This is a genomic window from Sulfurimonas sp. (assembly GCF_050296975.1).
GTDB lineage: Bacteria > Campylobacterota > Campylobacteria > Campylobacterales > Sulfurimonadaceae > Sulfurimonas.
Map to the genome: position 1 here is coordinate 23899 of NZ_JBNKRX010000039.1, position 26379 is coordinate 50277.

The 26379-nt window shown below is 32.9% G+C and carries 26 protein-coding genes; 14 read left to right on the top strand and 12 right to left on the bottom strand.

The annotated features are described in order from the left end of the window. The first annotated feature begins 162 nt into the window (after nt 1–162). The gene (locus tag ACQY56_RS12425) at nt 163–900 is read left to right on the top strand and encodes a methyltransferase family protein (RefSeq protein ID WP_428738420.1); all 738 of its coding nucleotides are present in this window, start codon (nt 163–165) and stop codon (nt 898–900) included. Between the two features lie 5 nt (nt 901–905). Here ACQY56_RS12425 and ACQY56_RS12430 read toward each other — a convergent pair whose 3' ends face one another. The 9 genes from ACQY56_RS12430 to ACQY56_RS12470 all read right to left on the bottom strand — a co-directional run bounded on the left by ACQY56_RS12430 (nt 906) and on the right by ACQY56_RS12470 (nt 12756). Further along, complete coding sequence (locus tag ACQY56_RS12430) at nt 906–1979, bottom strand: carcinine hydrolase/isopenicillin-N N-acyltransferase family protein (RefSeq protein ID WP_428738421.1); 1074 nt, start codon at nt 1977–1979, stop codon at nt 906–908. Nucleotides 1980–1987: 8 nt separating this feature from the next. Continuing rightward, nucleotides 1988–5446: an acyl-[ACP]--phospholipid O-acyltransferase gene (locus ACQY56_RS12435; RefSeq protein WP_428738422.1), complete on the bottom strand. Its 3459-nt coding sequence runs from the start codon at nt 5444–5446 to the stop codon at nt 1988–1990. After that, on the bottom strand, nt 5439–6092 hold the full coding sequence (locus tag ACQY56_RS12440; RefSeq protein WP_428738423.1) for a MerR family transcriptional regulator: 654 nt from the start codon (nt 6090–6092) through the stop codon (nt 5439–5441). The genes ACQY56_RS12435 and ACQY56_RS12440 overlap by 8 nt, the downstream gene beginning before the upstream one ends. Then, a complete protein-coding gene (locus ACQY56_RS12445; protein ID WP_428738424.1) occupies nt 6082–7431 on the bottom strand; it encodes a dual specificity protein phosphatase family protein in 1350 nt (449 codons plus the stop codon). Before ACQY56_RS12445 ends, ACQY56_RS12440 begins: the two co-directional genes overlap by 11 nt. A 4-nt stretch (nt 7432–7435) precedes the next feature. Then, nucleotides 7436–9169 carry a bifunctional alpha/beta hydrolase/class I SAM-dependent methyltransferase gene (locus ACQY56_RS12450; RefSeq protein WP_428738425.1) on the bottom strand — a complete coding sequence of 578 codons (1734 nt, stop codon included), beginning with the start codon at nt 9167–9169 and terminating at the stop codon, nt 7436–7438. Further along, nucleotides 9166–9786 (bottom strand): lysophospholipid acyltransferase family protein, encoded by a 621-nt coding sequence (locus ACQY56_RS12455; protein WP_428738426.1) that lies wholly within the window; start codon nt 9784–9786, stop codon nt 9166–9168. The genes ACQY56_RS12450 and ACQY56_RS12455 overlap by 4 nt, the downstream gene beginning before the upstream one ends. A gap of 9 nt (nt 9787–9795) precedes the next feature. Beyond that, nucleotides 9796–10728 (bottom strand): phosphatidate cytidylyltransferase, encoded by a 933-nt coding sequence (locus ACQY56_RS12460; RefSeq protein WP_428738427.1) that lies wholly within the window; start codon nt 10726–10728, stop codon nt 9796–9798. After that, a complete protein-coding gene (locus ACQY56_RS12465) occupies nt 10725–11321 on the bottom strand; it encodes a CDP-alcohol phosphatidyltransferase family protein (protein ID WP_428738428.1) in 597 nt (198 codons plus the stop codon). The genes ACQY56_RS12460 and ACQY56_RS12465 overlap by 4 nt, the downstream gene beginning before the upstream one ends. A gap of 145 nt (nt 11322–11466) precedes the next feature. Continuing rightward, nucleotides 11467–12756 carry an APC family permease gene (locus ACQY56_RS12470; protein WP_428738429.1) on the bottom strand — a complete coding sequence of 430 codons (1290 nt, stop codon included), beginning with the start codon at nt 12754–12756 and terminating at the stop codon, nt 11467–11469. 85 nt (nt 12757–12841) lie between these two features. On the opposite strand from ACQY56_RS12470, the gene acpS reads away from it, so the two are divergent. The 3 genes from acpS (at nt 12842) to ACQY56_RS12485 (ending at nt 14502) form a co-directional block, all read left to right on the top strand. Further along, nucleotides 12842–13216, top strand: a complete 375-nt coding sequence (gene acpS, locus ACQY56_RS12475; protein ID WP_428738430.1) for a holo-ACP synthase — start codon at nt 12842–12844, stop codon at nt 13214–13216. A gap of 77 nt (nt 13217–13293) precedes the next feature. Then, nucleotides 13294–13827 (top strand): PAS domain S-box protein, encoded by a 534-nt coding sequence (locus ACQY56_RS12480; RefSeq protein ID WP_428738431.1) that lies wholly within the window; start codon nt 13294–13296, stop codon nt 13825–13827. Between the two features lie 117 nt (nt 13828–13944). Further along, on the top strand, nt 13945–14502 hold the full coding sequence (locus ACQY56_RS12485; protein WP_428738432.1) for a PAS domain S-box protein: 558 nt from the start codon (nt 13945–13947) through the stop codon (nt 14500–14502). Nucleotides 14503–14507: 5 nt separating this feature from the next. Here the strand turns inward: ACQY56_RS12485 and thiS are convergent, their stop codons facing one another. The 3 genes from thiS to ACQY56_RS12500 are packed head-to-tail and all read right to left on the bottom strand — an operon-like array spanning nt 14508 to nt 16099. After that, the gene (gene thiS, locus ACQY56_RS12490; RefSeq protein WP_428738478.1) at nt 14508–14708 is read right to left on the bottom strand and encodes a sulfur carrier protein ThiS; all 201 of its coding nucleotides are present in this window, start codon (nt 14706–14708) and stop codon (nt 14508–14510) included. Nucleotides 14709–14712: 4 nt separating this feature from the next. Beyond that, nucleotides 14713–15219: a c-type cytochrome gene (locus ACQY56_RS12495; RefSeq protein ID WP_428738433.1), complete on the bottom strand. Its 507-nt coding sequence runs from the start codon at nt 15217–15219 to the stop codon at nt 14713–14715. A 19-nt stretch (nt 15220–15238) separates the two neighbouring features. Next, nucleotides 15239–16099 carry a hypothetical protein gene (locus ACQY56_RS12500; RefSeq protein ID WP_428738434.1) on the bottom strand — a complete coding sequence of 287 codons (861 nt, stop codon included), beginning with the start codon at nt 16097–16099 and terminating at the stop codon, nt 15239–15241. A 46-nt stretch (nt 16100–16145) separates the two neighbouring features. Here ACQY56_RS12500 and ACQY56_RS12505 point away from each other — a divergent pair, with 46 nt between their 5' ends. From ACQY56_RS12505 to ACQY56_RS12550, 10 genes are read left to right on the top strand one after another with little or no spacing between them, the layout of a single operon-like run. Continuing rightward, entirely contained in the window at nt 16146–17285 is a 1140-nt protein-coding gene (locus tag ACQY56_RS12505) for a succinyldiaminopimelate transaminase (protein WP_428738435.1), read from the top strand. After that, on the top strand, nt 17278–17766 hold the full coding sequence (locus ACQY56_RS12510) for a hypothetical protein (protein WP_428738436.1): 489 nt from the start codon (nt 17278–17280) through the stop codon (nt 17764–17766). The genes ACQY56_RS12505 and ACQY56_RS12510 overlap by 8 nt, the downstream gene beginning before the upstream one ends. Before the next feature lie 18 nt (nt 17767–17784). Further along, nucleotides 17785–19101 carry a UDP-N-acetylmuramate--L-alanine ligase gene (gene murC, locus ACQY56_RS12515; RefSeq protein ID WP_428738437.1) on the top strand — a complete coding sequence of 439 codons (1317 nt, stop codon included), beginning with the start codon at nt 17785–17787 and terminating at the stop codon, nt 19099–19101. After that, nucleotides 19102–19428: a hypothetical protein gene (locus ACQY56_RS12520; RefSeq protein ID WP_428738438.1), complete on the top strand. Its 327-nt coding sequence runs from the start codon at nt 19102–19104 to the stop codon at nt 19426–19428. After that, on the top strand, nt 19419–21620 hold the full coding sequence (locus tag ACQY56_RS12525) for an endonuclease MutS2 (RefSeq protein ID WP_428738439.1): 2202 nt from the start codon (nt 19419–19421) through the stop codon (nt 21618–21620). The genes ACQY56_RS12520 and ACQY56_RS12525 overlap by 10 nt, the downstream gene beginning before the upstream one ends. Continuing rightward, the gene (locus ACQY56_RS12530) at nt 21620–23062 is read left to right on the top strand and encodes a sensor histidine kinase (RefSeq protein WP_428738440.1); all 1443 of its coding nucleotides are present in this window, start codon (nt 21620–21622) and stop codon (nt 23060–23062) included. Before ACQY56_RS12525 ends, ACQY56_RS12530 begins: the two co-directional genes overlap by 1 nt. Next, nucleotides 23059–23589, top strand: a complete 531-nt coding sequence (locus ACQY56_RS12535) for a hypothetical protein (protein WP_428738441.1) — start codon at nt 23059–23061, stop codon at nt 23587–23589. The genes ACQY56_RS12530 and ACQY56_RS12535 overlap by 4 nt, the downstream gene beginning before the upstream one ends. Further along, on the top strand, nt 23582–24769 hold the full coding sequence (locus ACQY56_RS12540) for an NAD(P)/FAD-dependent oxidoreductase (RefSeq protein WP_428738442.1): 1188 nt from the start codon (nt 23582–23584) through the stop codon (nt 24767–24769). The genes ACQY56_RS12535 and ACQY56_RS12540 overlap by 8 nt, the downstream gene beginning before the upstream one ends. Nucleotides 24770–24796: 27 nt before the next feature. Beyond that, the gene (locus tag ACQY56_RS12545) at nt 24797–25354 is read left to right on the top strand and encodes a LemA family protein (protein ID WP_428738443.1); all 558 of its coding nucleotides are present in this window, start codon (nt 24797–24799) and stop codon (nt 25352–25354) included. 3 nt (nt 25355–25357) lie between these two features. Continuing rightward, a complete protein-coding gene (locus tag ACQY56_RS12550; protein WP_428738444.1) occupies nt 25358–26317 on the top strand; it encodes a DUF3137 domain-containing protein in 960 nt (319 codons plus the stop codon). Nucleotides 26318–26379: the final 62 nt, after the last annotated feature.

Here is a 26379-nt window from a genome sequence, read left to right on the forward strand (position 1 = left end):
AAAAGCTTGAGAGGTTTTAGGGATAGGTCTTGTCCTATTCTTTCTAAAGTTGTATTCAAATTTGTTATAATTCTTTTCCAATTCGGCTAACTTGAAATAGGGAGATTTAAACTCAATGAAATTTACATACACAAAATTCTATTCCAATCATCACTGTATTTTATGAAAAAATATCTTCTTTTCCTTTATACATTGGTGGGTTATCTACTCTCACTTGTCACATTAAGCTTTTTAATTTTATGGGTATATCCATGGGAATTTATGCCGTATACTATCGATAAATCTATAATTGTGTTAGAGTACAATCCACTTATCATAGATCTTTTACTCCTTGTATTATTTGGAGTGCAACACTCTGTTATGGCAAGAGCATTTTTTAAAAATAATCTTCTCTCTAAACTCTCTGATACTTTTAAAAGTGCTACTTACTGTATAGCATCTGCATTGTGTTTAGTAGCAATAGTCTATTTTTGGCAGCCTATAGATGGCTATCTATGGAAATTTGAAGATGGAGTTATGTTCTGGATTTTCACAACTCTATATGTTTTGGGTTGGTCTTTTGCATTTATCTCAACATTTTTGATCGATCATTTTGAACTCTTTGGTTTACATCAAGGCTACAGGGTATTAAAAAATCTTCCAGAACCTCCACTAAAATTTCAAGTACGTTACTTTTATAAATTTGTTCGACACCCTATCCAGTTAGGAACACTCATAGGTTTAGTAGCTACACCATCTATGAGTTATGGGCATCTATTGTTAAGTATTGGAATGCTAATATATGTCCTTATCGGGCTTTATTTTGAAGAGAAAGACTTACTCAAAACTTTTGGACAAGAGTATCTTGAGTATAAAAAAACTACACCTATGTTAATCCCATTTATACACTCTCGAAGGTAGTTGTTTTATTTATCAAAACAACTATAAACTTCTATCTCTTCACTTTTAGGCTGCATCACTACCCATTGAGCAGTTTCATAGTTTAGCACTGGTACCGTTTTATAAATATTGATCAATTTTGTTTTTATATCTACATCATTTTTTTCTTCAAGCATTTTTCTTATAATCTTTTCACGCTTTTGTGAGTTTTGCAGCAACTCTGAGCTGTACCACTCTTGCTCATTCATCTCTTGTGTATAAGGTTCTTGATTATGCTGTGTAAATGGGGAAGTAGTTAAATCATAATGATTTGTTTGGATGATAAAATCATCTTCGCCAATTTCTCTAAAATGAGTTTCACCACTTCCAAGTTCGACTACACACGCTTCCCCTTTATTCACACCACAAATGCTTATAAAACAAGGCGAACCCACCTCCCACTCTTTTACCTTTTCATGCGCTTGTGCATAGGTTGTAATACTTTCATCTTCAAGTAATTGACGGATTAAAAATGTAGGATCAGACTTAAATTTTGCAGAGCGTTTCCAAGGTGCATAATTTATTGCTACACTAAACCCTTTTTTAGCCCCAGTTAAAACTCCTGTCATTGCTGTAATTCCAGCAACTTTAGCTACCTCTTGATCATTATTATTGACAAATGAAAAAACTCTTGTAGCTTTTGCAATATCATCTGCACCTTTCCAATCCAGACTTCTAAAGCATATCATCTCTTGATTTACCTCATCCCATGCCATTACAACCGAGCATCCCATATGGGCTAGAGTGTATTGACGTTGTAAAAATGCTAACATTGAACGTGACATATTTGGACACTTAGTAGCCAAATAATCACTCTCGCTCGTATAATGCCCCCATCTTTTGTACACAAGATGATAAAGAATTTTCGCACTCAAATGTACTAAAAATTTTGGCACACCTATCTCATACACTAGATTACTCATAGCTACACACAGTTCTTTCATAGTTTCACTATCTTTGTCAATCACATCTTGCCAAGTTTTTTCAACCTCATTAGCCTCAAAATATACAACTCTTTTTTCTTGAACTTTTTTTATAGTTTTATAATTATTTTCAAACATCTTCTCTCCTACACATTTGACAATTCTTGTGCTAGTTTTTTAGCCCCAGCAAAATCACTTTTTCCAGTCCCTAATTTTGGAACAACCTCTACACTATAAATTTGGGCTGGTATCGTTAAAGGATTCATTCCAGACTCTACAAGTGCTTTTTTCAGACTCTCTACATCCTCATAACCACTTATAAGCAAGACTACTTTCTCCCCTTTTTTCTCATCGGGGAGATTTACTGCAATGAGTTCCACTTCAGAATTATTGATAAATTGATTGATTTCAGACTCAATGGAACCAAGTGAGACCATCTCACCACCTAGTTTTGCAAAACGGGAGTATCTATCTACGATGTAGAGGTACCCATCTTCATCCATATGCCCTTTATCTCCTGTTTTATACCACTGTATCCCATCTATCTCAGCCATTACCTCTTTAGTTTTAGCCTCATCTTTTAAGTAACCTTTCATCACTTGTGGTCCACCAATTAAAATAAGTCCATCCTCGTTTGCAGCCAACTCCTCTAATGTATTTGGATCAACAATTTTAAAAGCAGTTCCAGGGATTGGTAAGCCAATACTACCAGCTTTATTTCCAACTTGTACGCTAAACTCATTTGTTTCCAATACATCTGGTAAGTTTACACTAGCTACTGGTGCGGATTCAGTTACTCCATACCCCTCATAGATATTTTTTTGAAACTTCATTTTAAAAGCCTCTTTAACATCAGGGCTTAGTTTTTCTGCACCTGCAACGATGAGTCGTAGTGAGGAAAACATCAAAGGATGTACTTTTTTATTTCTTGCATAAAGTCTTAAAAATGTAGATGTTCCAAACATAACTGTTGCATTGTATTTTGCAACTGCTTTTGCAACACCAACTGCATCTGTTGGATCAGGATGACATACCATAGGGATACCCTCAATAAGAGGTAGCCAAGTAGTTGCAGTTAATCCAAAAGCATGAAATAGTGGTAGTGAAGCTAAAATCACATCTTCATCTTGCATATTTAAAATATCGGAAATTTGCTGTACATTTGCCATAAAGTTTTTGTGTGTGAGCATTACCCCTTTTGGTTCTCCTTCAGAACCTGAACTAAAAAGTATTGCCGCAATTGCATCGTTTGGAACTTTTTTTACAAATAAAAGTTTGATTAAAAATGCTGGTAAAAAACTGACATATAGAAGTGTAGATATTAACTGTACTTTAGAGATACGCTCTCTCATATCTTCCATATAAAAAACTTCACAATCTTTTAAAAGCTCATCAGTGTCAATCCCTTTAGCTTTGAGTTTTGTCACAAACTGTTTTGCAGTGTAGATTGTTTTTATTTCAGCTTTATTAATTGCAGATTTTAAAGAGTTTAGCGGTGCAGTGTAGTTGAGATTCACTACGGTTTTACCTGACATAAGTGTTGCCATATTTACTATAGCTCCTGCACTTGTTGTTGGCATTAGTATCCCTATATTTTGCTCGGAATGTTTTTTGATAAAGCTAGAAAATAAAAGTGTACTTATCAAAACTTTTGAGTACGACAAACTGCCACCTTTAGAATCACTCATACAAAATTCGTTAGATAATCTTTTTGCAGTATCAACCCACGCCTCTTGCATAGAGCTAAAACTTCTCGTATATTCTTCCCATGAACTTAAAGAGAGCTCAAAAACTTTTTGTTTGACTTGTGCAGCTGAACTTGAAATATTCATAGGTTGCGCAAAAGCAATAATAATATCGCGTCTTTTTGTTTTTCTTGCCTCTTTAAATTTTGATGAGGAACGTGATAGTTTACTTCCCCACATCCCACGAAGATAAAAAGGAACTATTACAGCATTACTCTCTTTTGCCATCAGTTCAAAACCACTTTTAAACTCTCCCAATTGCCCTGTTCTACTTATTGCACCCTCAGGGAAAAGACATACTACCTCTCCAGCATTAAGATACTCTTTTACAGTTTGAGCAGCTTCTTTTGCTCTACGGGGAGAAATTGGAATAACATTAAAAAAATCCAAAAAGAGTTTTAAGTACCATTTTTCATAAATCGTTCTATCCATTACAAAGCGGATACGTCTTGGCATTGCCATTTGGATGATTGCCCAATCGAGCCATGAGATGTGATTGCCTAACAGAAGTACACCACCAGTTTGGGGAATATTATTAAAACCTAAAACTTTAAGACGTATTTTCCATGAAACAAAAGAACCAATGATAAAAATTATCATCGTTTGCGGTATGTAACGCACTACATAGATTGAACCAAGAACTGTCACTATAAGCATAAAATAAAATAGACCAATACTATTGATTCCAAATAAAGCAAAAACAACTGTTAAAGATAAAAATCCGAGCATAGAGATATTTTGCAAAAAGTTATTTCCTGCAAGTATAGTCCCTAGTTCATGCTCTTTTGCGTTGATTTGGATCAGTGAATTTAAAGGGATGATAAATAAACCAGCAAAAAAACCAAAAATAAAAAAGTCTGCACCGATTAAAACTATCTCTTGAAGATTTGGTAAAAAGAAGAGTGCAATAGACATCCCAATAGCACCAACAGGTACACTCCCTGTTTCAACATAATTTTTTGAAATTTTTCCAGAGATTAATGATCCAAAAACTATACCTATTGCTGCTAATGCCATCATTCCTTGAACAATCACAGTATTGTTTATGTGAAGTATATCTTTTGCATACGATGGAAAACTTGCTAGTATTACTTGTGAAACAGACCAAAAAAGTGCAAGTCCTATAATTGAATTTAAAATGATTTTATTTTTTGAAACAATTTTTAAATTTTTAACCAAATAAGCACCGCTAGAGTACTTTTTCATACTAAAAGTAGCATCATTTTGTATCTTGGTATCTGGGATATTATATGCAGCTAACAGCTCAATAACTGTTCCAATTACTAGTGCCCAACCAACAGGTGCAATAAAATGTAAAATCTCACTACTTGTACTATATATTTTGCCATTTAACATTGATTCAAAAAAAATAGAGTATATAAATATCCCTCCCATTATTGACACAGTTGTAGTAGCTTGCACTAAGCCATTTCCCATAGTAAGGTGTTGATTTGAAACCAACTCTTTGATATAACCATATTTTGCTGGAGAGTAAATTGCTGATTGAATTGCAAGAATGATTGTTAGGAAAAATGCCAGTTCAAATTGCCCTAAATAGTACGTGAATGTTATCAGTAAAGTTATCAATAAACCAAACCAAGCTGATGCTCGAATAATGGTACGTTTTGTAAATTTATCCGATAAAAATCCAGCGGGAGAAAACAAGATAATAAAAGGGATTAAAATCAAAGCATTGACAATGGCTATTAAAATAATCTGCTCTTGCCCATCATATATTTTAAAAATAATATTTTGTATGATTATCTTGTGCCCCAAATCGGTAAAAGCATTTATAAATACTATCAATAAATAAAGAGAAAACCCTTGAATATTCCAGATACTAGATTCATTTTTATTCATTCGTTGCTCTCTTTTTATGCTCATTTTTTGTTTGTAGATTAAAGATATATGGTTTAAGTGTCAATATCAAATCTAAAAACAACTCTTGTGCATGATTTGTATTGTCTTGTTCTACAAGTTTTCGCCCTAAATCAAACTCTTTTACAGCCAACTCTTTCGCAGTTTTTACATATAACAAAAGTAATTCTTTTTCTTGTGTATATTTCTCTAAATCATTTAATATTTGTAGTACTTTCCAGCTACTATCGTTAAAGTATCCATTCTCTAATTCTAAAATATTTTCTTTGATGTAATACTCAATACTCTCTTTATCTAAATCATACACTTTAAGTGCATCATCCATAGTTTTGTACTGCCGCTCTGTCATACCTGAAAAAAGCTCTAATTTTTGCAAAACTCCCTCAACACCATTTTCAAAATCAAACCGATTATCATCAAACACTTGTTTAATCTGTTGTATGGAATAATGAAGCTGATTTTGAAGCATTTTTATAAGCCGTACCCGTTCAATTGAGTCATCATGATACAAATGCACATTTGGTTTTGGTTTTGTCGGTTCTTGTAATAACCCCTCTTTCACATAAAAAAGAAGTGTTGAACGGGTTTCGCCTGTTTCTTTCATCAGTTGTGCCATTTTAATTGACATAGTTTCCCTCCCCTTTGTTTTGCAGATACTCTTGATACATCTCTAAATTGATATTCATATAAGGAGACTTTACATAATTTGGTCTGATTTGTCCCATAAGTACTTCAATTTCATCTAAAGTGTACTTGTTATATAAAAGCCAAGCAGAAACTAAGAGTATACTTCTTGAAAGCCCCAAAGCACAATGGATCAATACCCCATCATTTTTACAAGATTCGATCAATTCAACTGCTTTATGCAACGACTGTGGACTTTGAATTGTCTGATCAAGATATGGAAATCTCATTTGTTCTATATTTAAGTGCTTTTTGTGCATCTGTTGCTCAGAAGCGAGGTTGATAATATTTGAAATATTTTTATCTTGAATTTCACTATATTCATTTTGTTTTGGGTATCGCCCAAGATATACATTATCTTTTACAGGGACAAATAAACTAATTTTCCTTTTATAATAATGCCAAGAAAAATAACTGCCTATAAAATAAGGGGCAAAAACAATCCATTGCCAAAAATTTGCCTGTGCATTTTTACCAACCAAAAGCTCATTTAATCCAAAAGCATACACAATACTTACATTCAACAACGAAAAACTCAAATATAACGATATAAAAGCAAGTACCCCTATATAAAAACTTGCAATCAGTAGTAAACATGCCCCTATGAGAAAATACAATCCCATTTTTAAACTTCTTGGTGTTGTAAATTGCGTTACAAAATAAGTATTTCTCTTTTTAGAAATCAAAGTTACCGCAACCATTCCCATCAAAAACCCTGTTGGTATATCTATAAAGTGATGTTGATACACAAAAAGGGTTGACAAAGCAATAAGATAAAACCATGTTGCTACTGCTATTCTTAGCACAATATTTGTTAGATGCTTTCGCATACTTGCCCATAAAACTATCGCAAAACTAATATGCAGTGATGGAAGCTGGTTATAAGGCAAATCTGCTTGTAGCATATTAAATAAGGTATGAAATGTTTGTATTTCAGGCTTCTCAAATGCAAATGACAATGGGAAAAGTACAAATATCAAACATGACAAAGTAACTATAAATAAAACCCTAGCTGAGAGTATACGTAACTCTAAGCGTGTATAAGGTAAAAAAAATGCCACCACAAACATCAAATCTGAAGACATATAAGGCACTATAAAATACTCAACAAAAGGGATATCTTTCTCCCACTGCATAAAAATAGAAGGATGAGGGGCACTTAATCCTGCGTATTGGTTACTTGATCCATACAACAAGAAAAAGGTTATCCCCATAAAAAGCATCCAAACAAAACGCTCTTTTAATGCAGTTTTAGCACTCAAAGCTGGATCAAACACATACATACGATTATTTTCCTACAAATTTTGCAGATGATACTGTAAAGATACCCCAGTTATCTATAAGCATCCACTCTTTTTCAAATCCACTCTCATTAAAAATTGAATCGAGTTCATATTGTGAGCGTCTTCTCATTATCCATTTTTCATCTTGATGGTTTCCTAACACATTAGCAATTTGCTCTAATTGGGGATGCCAAGGTTGCCCTGTATATACAAGATAACTACCATCACTCATAATGGAACTTACCCCATCAATCGCTTTTTGAATCAGAGCATTATCACTAAAAAGCTCAAACACTCCAGAGATAATTACAATATTTGGAGCGTACTCTTCTTTATCATAATTTGTTTTATCAAACGCATCACTTTGTTTGTATGTGATGTTCTCTAAATTACGATTCCGAGCTAATTCTTGCCCCTCTTCAACGTTTTGTGTTTGATAATCTCTTACTTGTATCTCTACATCTTTATACTCATCAGCAATCTCAATTAAATAACGTGCAGGACCACCAGCTATATCTAAAATCTTAACTTTTTCTCCTGCTTCTTGAAGTGCTGCTATTTTTTCTTTGATAGTTGTGATAATGTTGATTTTTCTCTGACGTATTCCTCTCCAACCAATGCTATTTAAGTAGTTTTTATCTGCAAACACCCCAAATGCATTTGATCCACTTGGCTCATTTTTATATACATAATCAAGTGTCACTCCAGAGTCAAAACCATATTTTAAACCTATCTTAACCCCATCACTCATATGACCAAAAGTTTGCATCATCTTTCTTTGCATATAATAGTTTACATTTTTACAAAATGGTAGTGAACCATATGCGATTTTGTCATGCTCTTTTTGAGTAAAAGTTATCATCTCATCTACAATGAGTTTATTTTTTGTTTTTGTACTTTTATACTCAAAACATTTTTTCATAAAGTCAGCTATCTCATCTACTGCTTTTTGGTGCTCCACTTCGTGAATAATCGCATGATAAAACTTCTCTAGTTTTACAAACTTTTTCAACGGTGAAGATAAATTTGCATAAAAATCCCCTTGTACACCAGAATCAACGACATAATCATCAGTAGCACTAAGCACTAATGTAGGAGTGGCGATTAAATCTGCATCATTGACTATTCTAATTCCTGTATCAAGTAAAGTCGTTAACTGTTTTGCAGGGATATTTGGAGTAATAAGCTCATCTGTATCATACAAAACTTGCTCATTTATATCGTGTGTTAAAAACTTAGATTTTACATACGATTTTATATTGAGCTCTGGTTTAAAATGGATTGCTACTTTTAAAAACTCTTTTGCAAAAGGAAAATAGAGTTTGATTTTAAATGCAGGAGCTACCAAAGCCATACCTTTGATATTTGGTGCATAATCATGCACCCATGTTGAAGCAACTACTCCAGCAACAGAGTTTGCAACGATAAAAATATCCTGCGGAGTTTTTTGCTCTTTTTCACACACAAAAGCTACAAAAGCATTGAGATCACGTACTAAATCCATAAATTCATATGCTGGTTTTACCTGTGTATACCCATGTCCTCTATTGTCATACGAGAAGATTTTATACCCTGCAAACTCCTCTTTTTGTGCAATTTTCTCCAATCTTTGTGAATGTTCATGTCCACGGTGTAATAAAAATAAAATTCTACCATTGCTTTTAACATCATGTTCCCACTCTCTATAAAAAAGCTTCTCTCCATCAAATGTTGTAAATTCGCCTGTTTGTGTTTTCATAATTCATTTCCTTTAAGTAATATCACTTTTTGTTCTAATTTTTTTGTAAACGCTTCATTTGTTTCATCTTCAAAATAGATTGCTTCTGAGAGTTTGACATCTATAATAAAAGGGACAAATAACGCTTCACCTTTTGGCAGACACTTTCCTGCACCATGAATATAAACTGGAATTACTGGCACGTTTGGAAATTTTTTGGCTAGATGTGCCACACCAGTTTTAAAAGAGGATAACTCCTCTGACTCTCCACGACTTCCCTCTGGAAAGATAATGACTATTTCATTATTGTCTAACGCTTGTATCACTTCTGCCAAAGGATGTCCTTGTGTTTTTGCAGCTTTTCGTGATAATGGAATAATCTCTATAATCTCTTTTGAAAACCATGCTATAAACCTGTTTTTTAAAAAATAATCTGCAGCCGCAACTGGTCGAACTCTTTTTATTTTAGATATTGGAAATAGACTTAGTAGTACCATTGTATCTATGTGACTATTGTGGTTTGCAGCAATGATGCAAGGACCCTCAAATGGTAAATTCTCTTTTCCTTGTAAATTTACCCCTGCAATGATGAGGATAATAGGACGAACAATAAAAAGAAAAAATATCTGCTTTAACATCTTGATTTCCTAATAATATAAATAATACACATAGTGAAAAAATAGTGGTGCTGTATAGATAAGACTATCTATTCTATCAAGTATTCCACCATGCCCTGGAAGCATATTGCCTGAGTCTTTTACGCCAATATCACGCTTTACCATAGAGATTACAACATCCCCAACGAAACCTGTACTACTAATGATAACTCCAGCTAAAAATGCTTGAAGATATGTAAAAGGGGTCAAAAATGAAAAAATAACTGCTAAAATACTGATGCTAAATAGCGCTCCTAAAAAACCCTCTACTGTTTTATTTGGGCTTACTTTTGGAACAATTTTGTGTTTTCCAAAAGATTTACCCCATACATACTGCAGTACATCATTGAGTTCAGTTAAAACGACAAGATATAAAACCAACTCTTTTCCGCCAACATCATTACCATGGACTGGGGAGAGTGTAATCATATATGCTAAATGGCTTAAACCAAATACAAACATCATCAATCCCCACTGAACCTTGCTTGTATTTTCTAAAAAACCCTCATTTTCCCCTATAAGTATCTGTCTAAATGGTAAAAGTAAAAATAAAAATACTGGTATCCAAATAATAAACATCCCATACCACTGGATATTTGCAAAGTAGTACTGAAAAATAATTGCTATATATGCATAAAAAATTACCCGTCTATCTGTTCGGCGTGTCGGGATAAGGGTAAAGTACTCTTTTAAAGCCAAATAACTTAAAAATCCAAAAAAGAACATCGCTAAAGTGGTATTTAACATTGCTCCAAGGATAAAAAAAGTGATGATAATCCACCAAGAGTATATACGATCGTTTAGCTCTTGAGAGTCTTTGTAAAAGAGTCTAATGATTAAAGTACTCCCTATTAAAATAGCAAGAATAATCTCTAAAATTATTCCACTTTTTCCACTAAAAAGTTCGCCAAACATCTCTATCATTGTAATGCTCCTTTACAACGATTGAGTACTGTAAGTACACCAAGTATTGTTGCGATACCCAAAAGTATATCTACCCACACTCCAGCCTCAATACCAAAACCTAGCACTAAACATACAAAACCAAATACAAAAGCTCTATCACTTTTTCCCATTGGTCCATCGTATCTTCGCTCACCACCGAGTGAAGCTGACAATACTCCAGCCATCTCAGTTAAAATACCTGTAATAACAAATAATATAATCACTACATCATTGATACCTGAGACAAAAATAAGTGGTAGATACAAAGCAGTATCTGCAATCACATCACTCATCTCATTTAAAATAGCACCCACTTTTGTCTGCATATTATGCTCTTTAGCTAACATCCCATCGATTGCGTTGAGTGCCATACGCACAAACATCACAACTGGTACAAAGAGTAAACTCCACATAGCACCATTTGTAAAAGCAATGAGTAAACCAAATGAAATTGATAGAATGAATGCCGCCCAAGTCACTTGATTTGGAGTAACATGTTTATGTGCTAAAAAATTTACAATCGGTCTTAACAAGTTTTGAAATTTAGGCTTTAAGTCATATATAGTAGCCATATTTATCCTTCAATGTTTTTCACAATATCTGCATTGTAACTAAAATTTGTAAAAAGTACCAAGTGCCACTTTACACTTTTTACAAAAAATAGAAAATAATGTTTATTATAGTTACAAAATGATTATAGAGAAATGAGTATATACTTTAATAAGTTCTTTGAAATAGGTGTCCACGGACAAGTTTGCCATAAACCACTTCAAAAATAATTGCGATTAAAACAAAACTTATGAAAATAATTATGGCTTTGAGATTTGTTTGATATGTGTAATATAACAAAACTCCTAAAGCAAAAAAACTAGATAGTGTTGAGAATACTACGACACTTTTTTTAGCTCCTATAACTTTATATAGTTTGAGCGCACTCAAATTGACGATAAAAAATATAAGCAAAAATCCAGCACTTCCTATGATAGCAATTTCATCTAAGTTAATTGTATTTGCTAAAATAAGACTCAGAAGTAAAGTCAGAACAATTCCCATAAAAGGTGTATCTCCTTTTTTATATTCTAGTATAGTTGGCAATTCACCATCAATTGCAATAATGTATCCTAAACGAGCATTTCCATAAATAGTTGCATTGATAGCAGAAAAAGTTGCTAAAAGTGCAGTTATGGAGACTAAAACAAAACCAAGTTCTCCTAAAGATGGTTTTGCCGCAATAGCAAGTGCATAATCTTTTGCTTCTAACAAAGCTTTTTCATCAACACTTCCTACTGTAATGATCGCTATAAGTATATATAAAACTATTACACTTCCAACAGATATATACAATGCTTGAGGTAGATTTTTTGATGGATTTTCTATATCTTCTGCCGCATTTGCTATAAGTTCAAATCCTTCATAAGCAACAAAGATAATCATCCCTGCAACAAAAATAGAGATAGGAGAAGTAAAATTTTTCGGATTAAAATGTGTCATATCTACATGTGATGATCCAAAAATAACAACAACTACAAGTAAAATAAGTTTTAAAGCAACTATAAAAGTTTCAGATTTTCCTACAAATGATGCACTTACAAGATTTATCATAGCTGGTAATATTATAGCAGTAGAGATTAATATATGATGTAACAATGGCGTAGTTGCTGTGAAAAAAGTTTGTGCATAAGAAGCGAATGCAACCGCATAAAGTGAGATAGTAACAAGATAGCTTAACCACAACATTAAATTGACTGACCCAGACAAAAGATTATGTCCAAAAGCATTATCTACAAATGTTACTGTTCCACCTCTGCTTTGATATTTGACAGAAAGTTTTGCGTAAGAATATGCAGTAAAAATTGCAACTAAACCAGCTATCAAAAAAGCAATAGCTGTTGCACCATGTGCAAGTGATACAGCTTCACCTAGAACTGCAAAGATACCACCACCAACCATACCACCGATACCAATTGACAAAGCTTCTACAAGATTAATCTTTTTTGAATCTGGCACGGACTATCCTTTTGATTAGAGGTGTTTAGAAGCATTAAACCAAAATAAGGATAAAATACACATAAATAAATTTTGAAAGCAAACTATGGTTGGTATAGATATTATTAAAACATCTCGTATGCAAGAAATGATTGAAAAATTTGGTCAAAAAGCACTGCAAAAGTTTTTGCACGATGATGAGATAGAACTTGCAAAAAACTATAAAACTGCTGCTGGATTTTGGGCAACCAAAGAAGCTGTGTCAAAAGCACTTGGTACTGGTATTGGAAGTGAGTGCTCTTTTTTTGATATAAAAATTTACAAAAATGAAAAAGGTGCTCCAAAACTCTCTTTTTCAAAAAAACTTATAGAAAACTTTCAACTTCTTGATGCATCTCTTTCAATTACTCATGATGGAGATTATGCCATTGCAGTTGTTACATTACAATCAAATATTTCTAAAAAACTTCTCTCTTTTTAAGCACAAAAAAATTTTATCACTAATTGCACATTAGTTTTCTCTAAGATTACAGAGTAAAGTCTTATCTGGGGATAAAAATGTCTAAAGAGATAGTATTGGATGAAATAAAAGCGATAGTTAGCACTACAGATTTAGCAGGGAATATCAAATACTGTAATAAATATTTTCAAGAAGTAAGTGGCTATGAGGAGATAGAGCTTATAGGTGAACCACATAATATTATACGTCATCCAGATATGCCAAAAGTGATTTTTAAACTAATGTGGGAGCGAATTGAACAAGATAAAGATATATTTGCTATCGTGAAAAACCAGACAAAAAATGGTGATTTTTATTGGGTAACTACACACTTTGAAACTAAATATCATTTTCTTTCAAAAAAACGTGATGGGTATTTTGCATTAACACGAGCAGCACCTAGACAGACTATCAATAGCATTATACCGTTATATGAAGAACTTTTAAAAATTGAATTCAATGAAGGTGTACAAGCTTCAGAAAACTATCTTATCGATTTTTTAGTTGCTCAAAATATGGACTACGATATGTATATTACATACATTATAAAAAATAAAAGCTTTCTTGATGGTTTTCCAAAAATATTTCATTAATATTAAGACTATTAAAACTTTTTATATATTTTGTGTTAATAATTGAATAATAAAGAATCACTATTTTAAATCAAAATGATATATAATAATGCCATTAATGATACTCAGGGGTAAAACATGAATCCAAATGATGCACAAGAAATTCAATTAAGCGATGTTAAACCTATAGTAAGCACCACAGATTTATGGGGTATTATAAAATATGCCAACAAATATTTTCAAAAAGTAAGTGGCTATACAGAAGAAGAACTCATAGGTTCACCTCATAATATCATACGCCATCCAGATATGCCAAAAGTGATCTTTAAACTGATGTGGGAACGTATCAAAAAAGATAAAAACATACTCGCTATTGTAAAAAATCGCACAAAATCTGGAGATTACTACTGGGTGACAACATTGTTTGAGACAAAATATCATCCTTTAACAAAAAACCGTGAGGGATATTTAGCAATTAGAAAAGCAGCCCCTCGACATGCTATTGAAAAAATAATTCCTTTATATCAAAAACTTTTAGAGATAGAAAGACATGAAGGTGTTGAAGCGTCAGAAGATTACCTTATCGATTTTTTAGTAGAACAAAATATGGATTATGACACTTATGTCAAAGACCTTGTAGACAATCAAGGTATTACGACAAAATTTTTTAACAGTATAAAAAAAATGTTTGGGTAGTGGCTTCAGCCACCACCAACAAAATCAAGAAGCTCTAACTTATCACCATCGTTAAGTCTACATTTATCCCAAGCATCCTGTTTGACAATCTCCATATTTACGGCAGCTGCCATCACTTTATCTTCTAAGGAAAGTACTTGTAAAACTGCTAAAAGTGTCATATCGTGAGCGAACTCTTTTTCGTTACCATTTATAATTAATTTCATCATTTTAAAGTTTTGATATGTGCTGTGCTAAAGCTTTGAGTTCATCTTCACTTAAAGATGAGATTTGTGATTTCATCACACCTTTCATACTACTACCATATGTACCGTCTTTATATCCATGTAAAGCAGTTAGAACTTTATCTGCACTCCAACCTTTAATAATTTGTGATTTATTCAGTGCTGATTTTTCACCATTTGCACCATGACATGCTACACATTTAGCAAATAGTTTTGCACCATCAATACTTGCTGTAACCTCTGCAACTTTTTGCTCTTGAGCAGCTGGAGCTTCAGGTGTTTTTGTTATTGCTTCTTCAACAGCTTTTTCCTCTTTTACAACTTCTTCTACTGCTTCTATAGTTTTTTCTTCAACTTTTACAGCTTCTTTTTTTACTTCCTCAACAACTGTTTGTGTTTGAGCCTCTTTTGCTGGAGCCTCATCTGTTTTTTTATTTTCATTACTACATGCTACTAAAAACATTGCTAAAATCACTGATAAAACAATTTTCATCTCTATATCCTTTTGATTTTTATTGATTGTAAGTATACATATTTTTCAATGTATCAAACTTTAACTCTTTTTTAAAAATAAATTTTAAACTTAGCACAATTAACCAGATGTAAACAAGGGGTAATATAATTGATTGCACTACAAAAATAGTAATCAATGTTACAATATTACCAAAGGCTTTATCTGTCTTTTGTTCAAGTGATTCTATCTGTTTTGATATATTTAAACTCTCTAACGAACTATCATAGCTCTTTTTTAAACTATCAAAAAAACTTTCATCTTGTTGCATTTTTTGAGTATTTTGATGTTGATATTCTTGAAGCTCTAATTTTGTACTTTCAACAACTTGCAACGATTGTTCATACTCATTTTGTAAAATAGTTGTATACGTAAATTGAGAAAAATAAATAAACATAACTGCACTAAAACGAAGAAAAAGCAGTAGTATAAATAGTTTCAAACTATAAGAAAAAAACTTACTTTGATGCAGCTTTTTATACCAAACTATACCTAATGTAACAGTACCACTTACAAAAAGCATTATTTGAACAAAAAGTTTTGCACTTACAATCAAAAGTAATTTTTGTATCCCTAACGATATAGTGGACAACAACATCACCCAAGAAAATCTCTCTACCATATCATTTAAAGGGTCTAATACCTCGCCAACACTAAGGGTTAGTCCCAATCCAACAGGAGTTATGGAGAGTTCAGTACCTTGTATCAAAGAGATAATAGCATTTAAACTTTTTGCAATACCAAAAGCGATCATTGAACGATCAAACGCTTCATTTTGAAGTTGCATAGCGTGAGAATCTATGGGGATAGCTACACTTATTAACAATAAAAAAATAATAATAAAAGATAAAAATATCTTCATAAATTTCCTTATCCATCTATTAATGCTTTTTAGATATAATTCCACTATGAATTTTGAACCATATCCATTTGAAAAACTTAATGATTTACTACAAAACATTATACCAAATCCAAATTATGAACCATCAGTTCTCACAATTGGTGAACCGCAATTTGACACACCATTGTTTATCCAAGAGTCTCTTGCAAAAAATACCAATCTGTTAAAAAAATATCCTAAAACAAGCGGAGAGGATATTTTAAGAGATGCTATACGTGGATTTATAAAATCAAGATTTGGTGTAGATGTAACTGATAGTGAGATGATTCCCACGTTTGGAACACGTGAGGTACTTTTTAATTTCCCTCAGTTTCTCCTAGGCGATAAAGATAATAGTGTGATGGCGTATACAAATCCGTTTTATCAGATTTATGAGGGTGCTGCAATTGCAACAAACTCAAAAGTTATCCACCTTAACCTAACAAAAGAAAATAATTTTAAGCCTCTCATAGATGAAGAAAAATTAAGCGATTGCGACTTGGTAATTTTAAACTTTCCGAACAATCCTACTAGTTCAGTACTCCCACTAGAAGAGTTAAGTGAGTGGGTAAACCTAGCACTAAAACACAACTTTGTACTTTTGAATGATGAGTGTTACTCTGAAATATATACAGATCAAAAAATACCTTCATTACTTGAAGCATCAATAGCAACTGGAAATAGTGAGTTTAAAAATGTTTTAGTGATAAACTCTATCTCTAAACGTTCATCTGCACCAGGACTTAGAAGTGGTTTTATCGCTGGTGATAAAGCAATTTTAAAAGAGTATATGAACTACCGTACTTACGTTGGTTGTGCTTCCCCTCTTCCACTTCAATACGCAGCATCTGAGGCTTGGAATGATGAAGAACATGTCACAAGTGCTAGAGAAATTTATAAAAACAATTTTCTCCTTGCTAAAGAGATACTGGGTCTAGAGATTCCAGAAGCTACATTTTACATCTGGTTACAAGTTGGAGATGCACTGAATTTTACAAAAAAATTGTATGAAAAATACAATGTTAAAGTACTCCCTGGAGAATATCTAGCACGTGAAGATGCCCAAGGTGAAAACCCAGGAATTGGTTTTATAAGAATTGCTCTTGTAGAGAATGAAAACAAAACAAAAGATGCGTTAATGAGAATAAAGGAGTGTATGAGTGAGTAAAATAGAAGAGTTAAAAGAAAAAGTTTTAAAAGCACAACAAGAGGGTGATATCGCTTCATTGTATGTACTTGAATCAGATGCTCATGAGTTTCTTGAAGATGAAGATTTAGAAGGGTTTTATGCAAATATTTTAGACTTAGCACTTGAAAAATTAACTTCTACACTTGAATCACACCGTCAAATGGATATGAACGAAGTACAAGATTTTGCAACACTTCGTGCACTCTATGAATATGCAATTGAACATTACCATGTAGGAAAATTACAAGATGCTTCAGCACTTTTTGAAGTTTTAAGTGGATTGAGTCAAGATGAGAAGTTTTCAAAAGCTATGAAACTCCATCAAATTGCAGCAACTGAAGGGTTAGATATCGATAATTTTTTAGATAAAATTGCCGATATAGAATCAACACAACGCTTAGGAACTTTTTATATTAGTGAGTTCTCAAAAGAGGCACAAAAATTGCTCGATAATGCCTAAAGAGTGGGAGTAAGATAGATGAAGATACATTTTATAGGTATAGGTGGCATAGGGATCTCTGGATTAGCACAATATATGCATTATAAAGGGCATGAGATTAGTGGTTCAGACATTAAAGACAGTGTAATTACCAAAAAACTTCGCGATATGGGGATCAAAGTCAGTGTCCCACACTCTGCCAAGGCCATAAGCGATCAAGATCTAGTCATTCATTCAGCTATTATTCGTCCTGACAATCCAGAAATTGTTGCAGCAAAAGCAAAAGGGATTGAAGTTTTAGCGCGTCGTGAAGCACTCCTAAAAATTCTCAACGATAAAAAAGTTTTCTCTGTTGCTGGTGCACATGGGAAAAGCACAACTACTGCAATTTTAACTGCAATTATGGAAGGCTCAGCAATCATAGGAGCAGAGTCAAAAGCATTTGGTTCAAACGTACGTTATGATGAAACAAACGACCTTATGATATTTGAGGCAGATGAGAGTGATGGGAGTTTTATCAATTCAAATCCACACTGCTGTATTGTAATCAATGCTGAACCTGAGCATATGGAGTACTACGATTATAATTATGATAGATTTTATGAATCATATAAAACTTTTATAAAAATTGCACCTTGCAAAGTTTTAAATGCAGAAGATCCATTTTTAGCTACATTAAAAGATGAGTTTACCGATGCACATTGGTTGTACCCAAGTGAAGATATAACAAATATAGAGTTTGTACTCATCAATGATGAGCCACATACTAGATTTACACTAAAAGATTTTGGAAGTTTTGATGTTTGGGGATTTGGAAAACACATTGCAATCGATGCCTCACTCGCAATTTTAGCTGCAAATGAATCGATGGATATTGAAACAATTAGAGAAAAACTTTTAAACTTTAAAGGGATCAAAAAACGCTTTGATATAGTTGGAAGCCAAAGTGATAGTGTTATTATCGATGATTATGGACACCACCCTACAGAGATTAGAGCAACTTTTCAATCTGTAAAAGAATACGCACAGCTTAAAGGGTTTGATAAAATTACAGCTATTTGGCAACCACATAAATATTCTCGAACAATTGATAATCTTGATGAGTTTATCAAATGTTTTGAAGGGGCCGAGGAGCTTATCATCCTTCCAGTGTGGGCAGCAGGTGAAACACCTCGTGATATAGACTTTGCAGAAAAATTTAAACATTACAATCTTACACTAGCAGACAAGCTTCAAAGAGCTGATAATAAAATAACAATTGTAAAAAATCAAGAGGAACTAAAAACTATAGATAGTGGGCTTATCATCGGTTTTGGTGCAGGTGACATTACATATCAGATAAGAGGGATAGCATAAGTGGCATATATATTTGGTTTTATAGTTGTTGGACTTATATTTTTGGCACTACACTATTTTACTGAACTCACACGTTCACAAAAACTTATAGTTGCTGGGGTCTTTACACTTTTTATCTCAAGTGCTATTATGTATAATCTCTTTGTATCTAAAGAGCAAGAAAAAGTATTAGCAGTTATTCAAAAATATAAACAGGGGCAAACGCTTCATTGTAAAGGCATCGATGTAAATGCATCAATGTTTGACCTGAGCAATACAAACACCTTTATAGGCAAGAAAAACACTCCTCACTATTTAGAGATCATTAGAGCGCAAGAGTGCAAATAGATAAACTTATCTCGGGGCTTGATCTTACCTCTTATATTGAGCAATTTCAAAGCTTCTTTTCAAGAGAAGAAAACCTCTATATCCAAGGGGATCAAGAACTTCATTATCGCTATATCAAAGCACTTGATAAATTAGAATTTAATACACCGCCAAAAGTGAGTGATTTTTTTACAATCAAAAACCATCTAAAAAAGCATGGTGTCTTACAATTTGAACAGATTTTTGAACTTGTTAAAGTTGTACGTTATTTTCGCTACTTTAAAAATAAAAATCTTGAATGTATCATTGGAGAGTGGGTTGAAAAGATTGAAATTCCTCAAAAATTTTTAGAAGTTGAAAAGTATTTTGATATACAAGGAAACTTTGAAGAGAATCTTGATGAAAATCTTTTTGGATTAGGACAAAAGATTAAAGAGCAGAAAAATGAGATTAGTTCCTCTTTAAAAAGACTTATGGGAAGCCAAAAACTCTCAGGTTATCTTATAGATACTCAAATTCACTTTATCAATAATGAAGAGTGTTTACTTGTACGTGGTGGCTTTAATCATGTGCTCAAAGGGGCAGTTGTTGGTCGCAGTACCGCTGGTTTTTTTTATGTAGCTCCAGATGTTATCTTAAAATCTAAAGAAAAAATTCGCTTTATTGAACAAGAGCGTCAAGCCATTTTTTATACCTATGCAAAAGACTTTTCTAAAATACTTGAAGAGCTTTTACCTTTTATCAATTTTATAGATAAAGAGTTCTCAAAATTTGACAACTACCAAGCAAGAGTTTTATTTGCACGAAGTAAAAACTTGCAAATCATAAAAAGTAAAAATCATAAAAACATTGTTTTAAAGGAGTTTATCCACCCTGCCCTACATCAAGCAAAACCAATTAGTGTTAACTTTGAAAAAAATATTTTGATGGTTACAGGGGTCAATGCTGGTGGAAAAACTATGTTGCTCAAATCAATTTTAGCAGCTGCATTTATGGCAAAATATATCATCCCAATGAAGCTCAATGATGTAAAGAGTGAGATTGGTACGTTTAAAGATATAGATGCAATTATTGACGATCCACAAAATGTAAAAAATGATATCTCTACTTTTGCTGGACGTATGCAACAATTTTCACAAATATTTTTGAAAAAACAAGCCCTCATTGGTGTCGATGAGATTGAATTAGGAACTGATAGTGATGAAGCGGCAGCGCTTTTTAAAGTGATTTTAGATGATCTTATCTCTCGGGGACAAAAAGTTGTCATTACAACACACCACAAACGCCTAGCTGCACTAATGGCTGATCGGGATGATGTTGAATTACTTGCTGCAATATATGATGAAAAGGATCGTCGTCCAACATATGAATTTATGCAAGGCATTATTGGAAAAAGTTACGCATTTGAAACTGCTAATAGATATGGGATAACCCATGCAATAGTTGATGAGGCAAAAAAAGTTTACGGTGACAACTCTGAAAAACTTTCTCTTTTAATTGAACGTGGTTCGCAGTTAGAGCGTGAACTCAAACATAAACACAAACAAGTAGATGAAAAACTTGAAGAACTCTCCAAAAAAGAGTTAGCTCTCAAAGATGAGCGTGAAGCACTCCATAAAGAACTTGAACGTGAAAAGCTAAAACTAAAAGCCTCTTATGAAGAAGCTATAAATGAAGCAAAAAAAGCAGCACGTGGTGGGGATATAAAAGAGATTCACCGCGCAATGAATAAAGCAAATCAAAAGCTCCCACAAGAGCAAAAAACAGAGCTTAAACGTCCATATGACTTCAAGGTTGGAGATGAAGTAAAATACCATTCACAAAGTGGTATAATAGTTTCCATGAAAGCTAAATCTGATGCTACAATTGATATCAATGGTATGAAAGTAAGAGTGAAAACAAAACATCTTACACCTACAAAAATTATCAAGCAAAAGCCTAAAACAGACATACGGGTGAATGTTGAGAAAAAAGCAGGGCTTACTTGTGACCTTCATGGAATGCGTGGTGATGAGGCATGTGAAGTACTCGATAAATTTCTTAATGACGCACTTATAAATGGTTGGGATGAAGTACTAATCTATCATGGCATAGGGACAGGAAAACTCTCACATGCAGTAAAAGAGTTTTTAAAAGTGCACCCTAAAGTAAAAAAATTTGAGGATGCTCCAGCACATATGGGTGGGTTTGGAGCAAAAGTTGTGTCTCTATAATGTTTCATAGTTTTTCAGTAAAATTTACATTTTTCTTTTGGCTGACATTTTTTAGTATCATTCTTCCACTTTATGTTATTGGAACCCATTACACAAAAAATGCCCTTATAGAAGTGGAACAAGAGAAGATAGAAATCTTAACAAAAACACTCAAACCGACCATCGCTTTAAGCCTCTCTTTTGATCAACCTATACAATTAAAAGCTATCCTTAACTCTATTTTGAAAAATGATCAAATTGAACAAATTAGTATTATAACAACTGCTGATAAGACGGTTTATAAAAAAGTAGATTCTACAATTGCTTTAAACTCTAAAGAATTATTTGTATACACAAGTCCTATCTTAGATCCTTTTACTCACCATGAAATTGCTTCAATGGAAGTCTTGTATATCAATAAACATCTACTGAATTTTAATGACTACTTATATAAAATTATTCTCATACTTTTTCTGTTTTTTTTAGGAACATTTGCCATCTTTTATCTTGTAATTCGTAATGATCTTTTTGCAATTCGAGAGATCGCTAGTTCTTTAGAAAAATATTCCCATTCCAAGCAAAACACCCCTATTGTGGTAAAATATGCAAGTTCTGAACTTACAACCATTGCCAATGTTGCTAATGATATGATTAAAAACATGTCCCAATACTTACAAAGGCTCAAAACCTTCAATGATGATCTAAAAAAACAAGTAGCCAGAAAAATACGCGAAAAACAAGAACAAGAAAAGCTTATGTTACACCAATCTCGTCAAGCGGCGATGGGTGAGATGCTAGAATCTATCGCGCATCAGTGGAGACAACCTTTAAACAATATTGGTCTAGCAGCTGCAAATCTTTCTATGCAACACTCACTTGGAACATATAATGAAAAAGATTTTGAAAAGCTTATAGACATTATCTCTACAAATATTAACTTTATGTCATCAACCATTGATGATTTTAGAAATTTCCTTGATCCAAATCAAAAAATGGACTATTTTCTTCCTTATAAACCTATTGAAGAAACACTACATATCTTAGATGCCCAACTTGAAAATAAACACATCTCCTACACTGTTCATTTCAAACAAGATGACATCAAATTTTATGGTTTAGAAAATGAGTTAAAACAGATACTGCTTGTTCTGCTCAACAACTCACAAGATGCACTTAGTGAAAAAGGAGGGGGACATATTGACATTTATCTTGCAAAACATAAAAATAATGTCTCGCTCACAGTATGTGACAATGGAGGTGGTATCGATAAATCTATTATAGACAAAGTTTTTGAGCCTTATTTCACAACAAAGTTTAAATCTCAAGGAACAGGTATTGGTTTATATATTGTAAAAAACATTATAGAGACTAAGATGAAAGGAACTATTACTGTTCAAAATACTAAAGAGGGGTGTTGTTTTACTATTGTGCTTCCTGCACAAACAAGAGAGGCAGAGCTATGATAAAAAAAGTTTTCTCTTTTATTGTATTTTCTATACAACTATTTGCTTACTCTTATGATAATGCTATCATAGAAATTGAGGCAAAACTTTTTCCAAAGATAGCTGTTTTAGAGAAAACTACACAAAAAGAAAAAACTGACACCCTACAAGTATATATAGTACATACTGAAGTGGATCATGATACTGCTCAAAAATTTAAAACAAGTATAGAAAAATTTTACTCTGAAAAGCTTATAAATAAAAAGATATCTGTTTCTATCATTATTCAAGAGCAACTTTCCCTTACACAAGAAGGGATGTTAATAGTGTTATATCATCCAACAAAAAATTTAAAAGAGATTGCACAATGGGCAAATGAACATCATAGAATTAGTTTTATATATGACTATTTAGAAATTGAATATGGTTTTTTAGGTTCTATCTATGCAGATCAAGAGATCAAACCTTATCTCAATAGACAAACAATTCAAAAATATAATTTTAACTTTGATACCTATTTGTTAGGACTCTCAAAATTTTATGAGTGATAGAAAAAAAATAGCAATTATTGGAGCTGGTGCTTCTGGACTTTTTTGTGCTATAAAGTGTGCAAAACATGGTCTAATAGTTGATCTTTATGAGCAAAACTCTAAACCTGCAAAAAAGATACTTGTTTCTGGAAATGGTCGTTGTAATATCTCAAACACCTCTTTAAATGTTAGTGACTTTTCTTCTGCTAACCCCACTTTTGTAGAATACGCGATCAAAAATTTTGACTTTTATGCTTTTGAAAAATACGTAAACTCCCTTGGTTTACTTCTAAATGTACTTGAAGATGGACGTGCCTATCCACTTAGCAATGAAGCAAAATCAGTTGCAAATACTTTTATACAACATGCACAAAATCTCGGTGTCAACATCATTACCGATACAAAAATCAACTCCATTATAGAATTAGAAAAAAAATATGATGCTATTGTAATTGCAACAGGAAGTGAGGCAGCTTCACATCTAGGTGGTTGTGATGATGGGTATAAATTTGCTCGTGAACTTGGACATGATCTCATACCAACCTACCCCTCTTTAGTGCAGCTAGAACTAAACTCTTTGATTGCAAAAAAAATGCAAGGGGCTAAAGTTGATGGGGAAGTAACACTCTATATAAATGGTGTGAAAGAAAATACTATCGCTGGAGATATTCTCTTTACAAACTATGGTGTTTCTGGTTTTGCAATTTTAGATATCTCGCAGATGGCAAGTGAAGCATTATTAAACTACCAAAATGTCGATATTGGGATAAATTTACTTCCTACGCTTAATGCACAAAAATTAAGTGCCTATATACTCAAAACTTCCCAAAACCATCCTGTATTTACTCTCTTTGATATATTGTTAGGGCTTTTACCAACTAAAATAGTAAATGGCATTTTAGAATCTCTACAACTCGATCCAAAAATACAACTGATCGACACAAAACTTACTAAAAAAATAGCAAATCAAATACTCAACTGGAAATTTGAAGTAAATGATACACACGGCTTTCGTCATGCAGAAGTAAGTGGTGGTGGTGTAGATACAACACAAATTGATCCTAAAACTTTTCAATCTAAAAAAAATGGTAAGTTTTATTTTATTGGTGAAGTTTTAGATGTAGTAGGACGACGTGGTGGTTACAATTTTGCATTTGCTTTTTCGAGTGCCTATTGTGCCGCAAAAAATATAGTATAATAATTTAAATCTTTCAAAGGAAACTTTATGTCAGTACTTCTCATTGTTGTAATTGTAATTGCAATCATTTTAGTTTTAATGTACAACTCGCTTGTTGCAAAGAAAAATCAAGTAGATAATATCTTCGCAGGTATCGATACACAACTCAAAAAACGTTATGATCTTATCCCTAACCTTGTGGCTACAGTTCAAAAATATATGGAACACGAAAAAGGGATACTTGAAGAGGTAACAAAACTTCGTGCAGAAGCGAATAAACCTAATATTTCTGATGAACAAAAAATGAAACTCGATGCAAAGGTAACATCTGCTCTTGGTTCTATCATGGTAGCAGTTGAAAACTACCCAGAATTAAAAGCAAATGAAAATGTGATGCATCTACAACGTAGTTTAAATGAAGTAGAAGAGCAAATCTCTGCAGCTCGTCGTGCATATAACCAAGCTGTAACTGACTACAACAATGCACTAGAGATGATCCCAACAAATTTTATGGCTTCAGCTATGGGTTACACACACAAAGAAGTATTTGAGATTCCAGATGAACAACGTCAAAACGTTAATGTAAAAGAGCTTTTTAATTCATAACATATGAAAAGTGTCAGTGAACTAACAGATTTTTATTATAAAACGCTTCATCCAGTTTTACAAGATTTAGAACGAGATCGAGAGCAGTTAAAAAAACGTGTAGTGAATGTTGGAATCATCTACACTATCATTGCTGCTTTAATATTTTTTGCCCTTTCTGGTTATATGAGTGGTGACTTCATTGTTGGTTATGGAATTTTTTACTTTATAGTAGGGAGTTTCATCTATAAATCTCTTATCTCTGATTATCGTGGTGATTTTAAAACAAAAGTGATGAAACCTCTTATTGAAGAGATCGATCATACATTTCGTTATATTCCTGAATTACATATTGGTATAGAACAATTTAACCGTTCAAACCTTTTTTCTCATCCTGATCGACACTCTGGTAATGATCTAGTGAAGGGGAAAATTGATGGTGTAAATCTTACCTTTTCAGATTTTCATGCCGAAAAAGAGCATCGTGATTCTAAAGGAAGACGCTCTTACTCCACCATCTTTCAAGGTTTATTTATAGTAAGTGATTTTCATAAACATTTTAAGGGGCAAACCCTTGTTTTACCAGACTTTGCACAAAGTACTTTTGGAGATATGATTGGCTCTTTTTTACAATCAAATAATTTTGGTGTGAAAGGTGAACTTGTTAAAATGGATTCACCAGAGTTTGAAAAGGAGTTTGTGGTCTATGGAAGTGACCAAGTTGAAGCTCGTTATATCTTAACACCAACACTCATGGAAAAGATTCTTCACTACAAAAAACACTCAGGTCATCCAGTTTATGTCTCTTTTAAAGGAAACAATATATTTATGGCGATCGAGTACAACAAAGACCTCTTTGAACCAGCAGTGTTTAGCTCACTTTTAGAGTATAAAGTTGCTATGGAGTATCTAAAAACACTCCATCTCTCTTTGGGAATTGTAGAAGAGTTAAAACTCAATCAGAAACTTTGGAGTAAAATATAACTATTTAATATAGATAATCCATAAAAATAAGATTATCTATATTAAATTATGCATTTTATGCT

What these genes read in the sequence shown, in the direction of transcription:
- ACQY56_RS12425 (WP_428738420.1), top strand. Translation starts at nt 163, where the DNA reads ATGAAAAAATATCTTCTTTTCCTTTATACATTGGTGGGTTATCTACTC.
- ACQY56_RS12430 (WP_428738421.1), bottom strand. Translation starts at nt 1,979, where the DNA reads ATGTTTGAAAATAATTATAAAACTATAAAAAAAGTTCAAGAAAAAAGA.
- ACQY56_RS12435 (WP_428738422.1), bottom strand. Translation starts at nt 5,446, where the DNA reads ATGAATAAAAATGAATCTAGTATCTGGAATATTCAAGGGTTTTCTCTT.
- ACQY56_RS12440 (WP_428738423.1), bottom strand. Translation starts at nt 6,092, where the DNA reads ATGTCAATTAAAATGGCACAACTGATGAAAGAAACAGGCGAAACCCGT.
- ACQY56_RS12445 (WP_428738424.1), bottom strand. Translation starts at nt 7,431, where the DNA reads ATGTATGTGTTTGATCCAGCTTTGAGTGCTAAAACTGCATTAAAAGAG.
- ACQY56_RS12450 (WP_428738425.1), bottom strand. Translation starts at nt 9,169, where the DNA reads ATGAAAACACAAACAGGCGAATTTACAACATTTGATGGAGAGAAGCTT.
- ACQY56_RS12455 (WP_428738426.1), bottom strand. Translation starts at nt 9,786, where the DNA reads ATGTTAAAGCAGATATTTTTTCTTTTTATTGTTCGTCCTATTATCCTC.
- ACQY56_RS12460 (WP_428738427.1), bottom strand. Translation starts at nt 10,728, where the DNA reads ATGATAGAGATGTTTGGCGAACTTTTTAGTGGAAAAAGTGGAATAATT.
- ACQY56_RS12465 (WP_428738428.1), bottom strand. Translation starts at nt 11,321, where the DNA reads ATGGCTACTATATATGACTTAAAGCCTAAATTTCAAAACTTGTTAAGA.
- acpS (WP_428738430.1), top strand. Translation starts at nt 12,842, where the DNA reads ATGGTTGGTATAGATATTATTAAAACATCTCGTATGCAAGAAATGATT.
- ACQY56_RS12480 (WP_428738431.1), top strand. Translation starts at nt 13,294, where the DNA reads ATGTCTAAAGAGATAGTATTGGATGAAATAAAAGCGATAGTTAGCACT.
- ACQY56_RS12485 (WP_428738432.1), top strand. Translation starts at nt 13,945, where the DNA reads ATGAATCCAAATGATGCACAAGAAATTCAATTAAGCGATGTTAAACCT.
- thiS (WP_428738478.1), bottom strand. Translation starts at nt 14,708, where the DNA reads ATGAAATTAATTATAAATGGTAACGAAAAAGAGTTCGCTCACGATATG.
- ACQY56_RS12495 (WP_428738433.1), bottom strand. Translation starts at nt 15,219, where the DNA reads ATGAAAATTGTTTTATCAGTGATTTTAGCAATGTTTTTAGTAGCATGT.
- ACQY56_RS12500 (WP_428738434.1), bottom strand. Translation starts at nt 16,099, where the DNA reads ATGAAGATATTTTTATCTTTTATTATTATTTTTTTATTGTTAATAAGT.
- ACQY56_RS12505 (WP_428738435.1), top strand. Translation starts at nt 16,146, where the DNA reads ATGAATTTTGAACCATATCCATTTGAAAAACTTAATGATTTACTACAA.
- murC (WP_428738437.1), top strand. Translation starts at nt 17,785, where the DNA reads ATGAAGATACATTTTATAGGTATAGGTGGCATAGGGATCTCTGGATTA.
- ACQY56_RS12530 (WP_428738440.1), top strand. Translation starts at nt 21,620, where the DNA reads ATGTTTCATAGTTTTTCAGTAAAATTTACATTTTTCTTTTGGCTGACA.
- ACQY56_RS12535 (WP_428738441.1), top strand. Translation starts at nt 23,059, where the DNA reads ATGATAAAAAAAGTTTTCTCTTTTATTGTATTTTCTATACAACTATTT.
- ACQY56_RS12540 (WP_428738442.1), top strand. Translation starts at nt 23,582, where the DNA reads ATGAGTGATAGAAAAAAAATAGCAATTATTGGAGCTGGTGCTTCTGGA.
- ACQY56_RS12545 (WP_428738443.1), top strand. Translation starts at nt 24,797, where the DNA reads ATGTCAGTACTTCTCATTGTTGTAATTGTAATTGCAATCATTTTAGTT.
- ACQY56_RS12550 (WP_428738444.1), top strand. Translation starts at nt 25,358, where the DNA reads ATGAAAAGTGTCAGTGAACTAACAGATTTTTATTATAAAACGCTTCAT.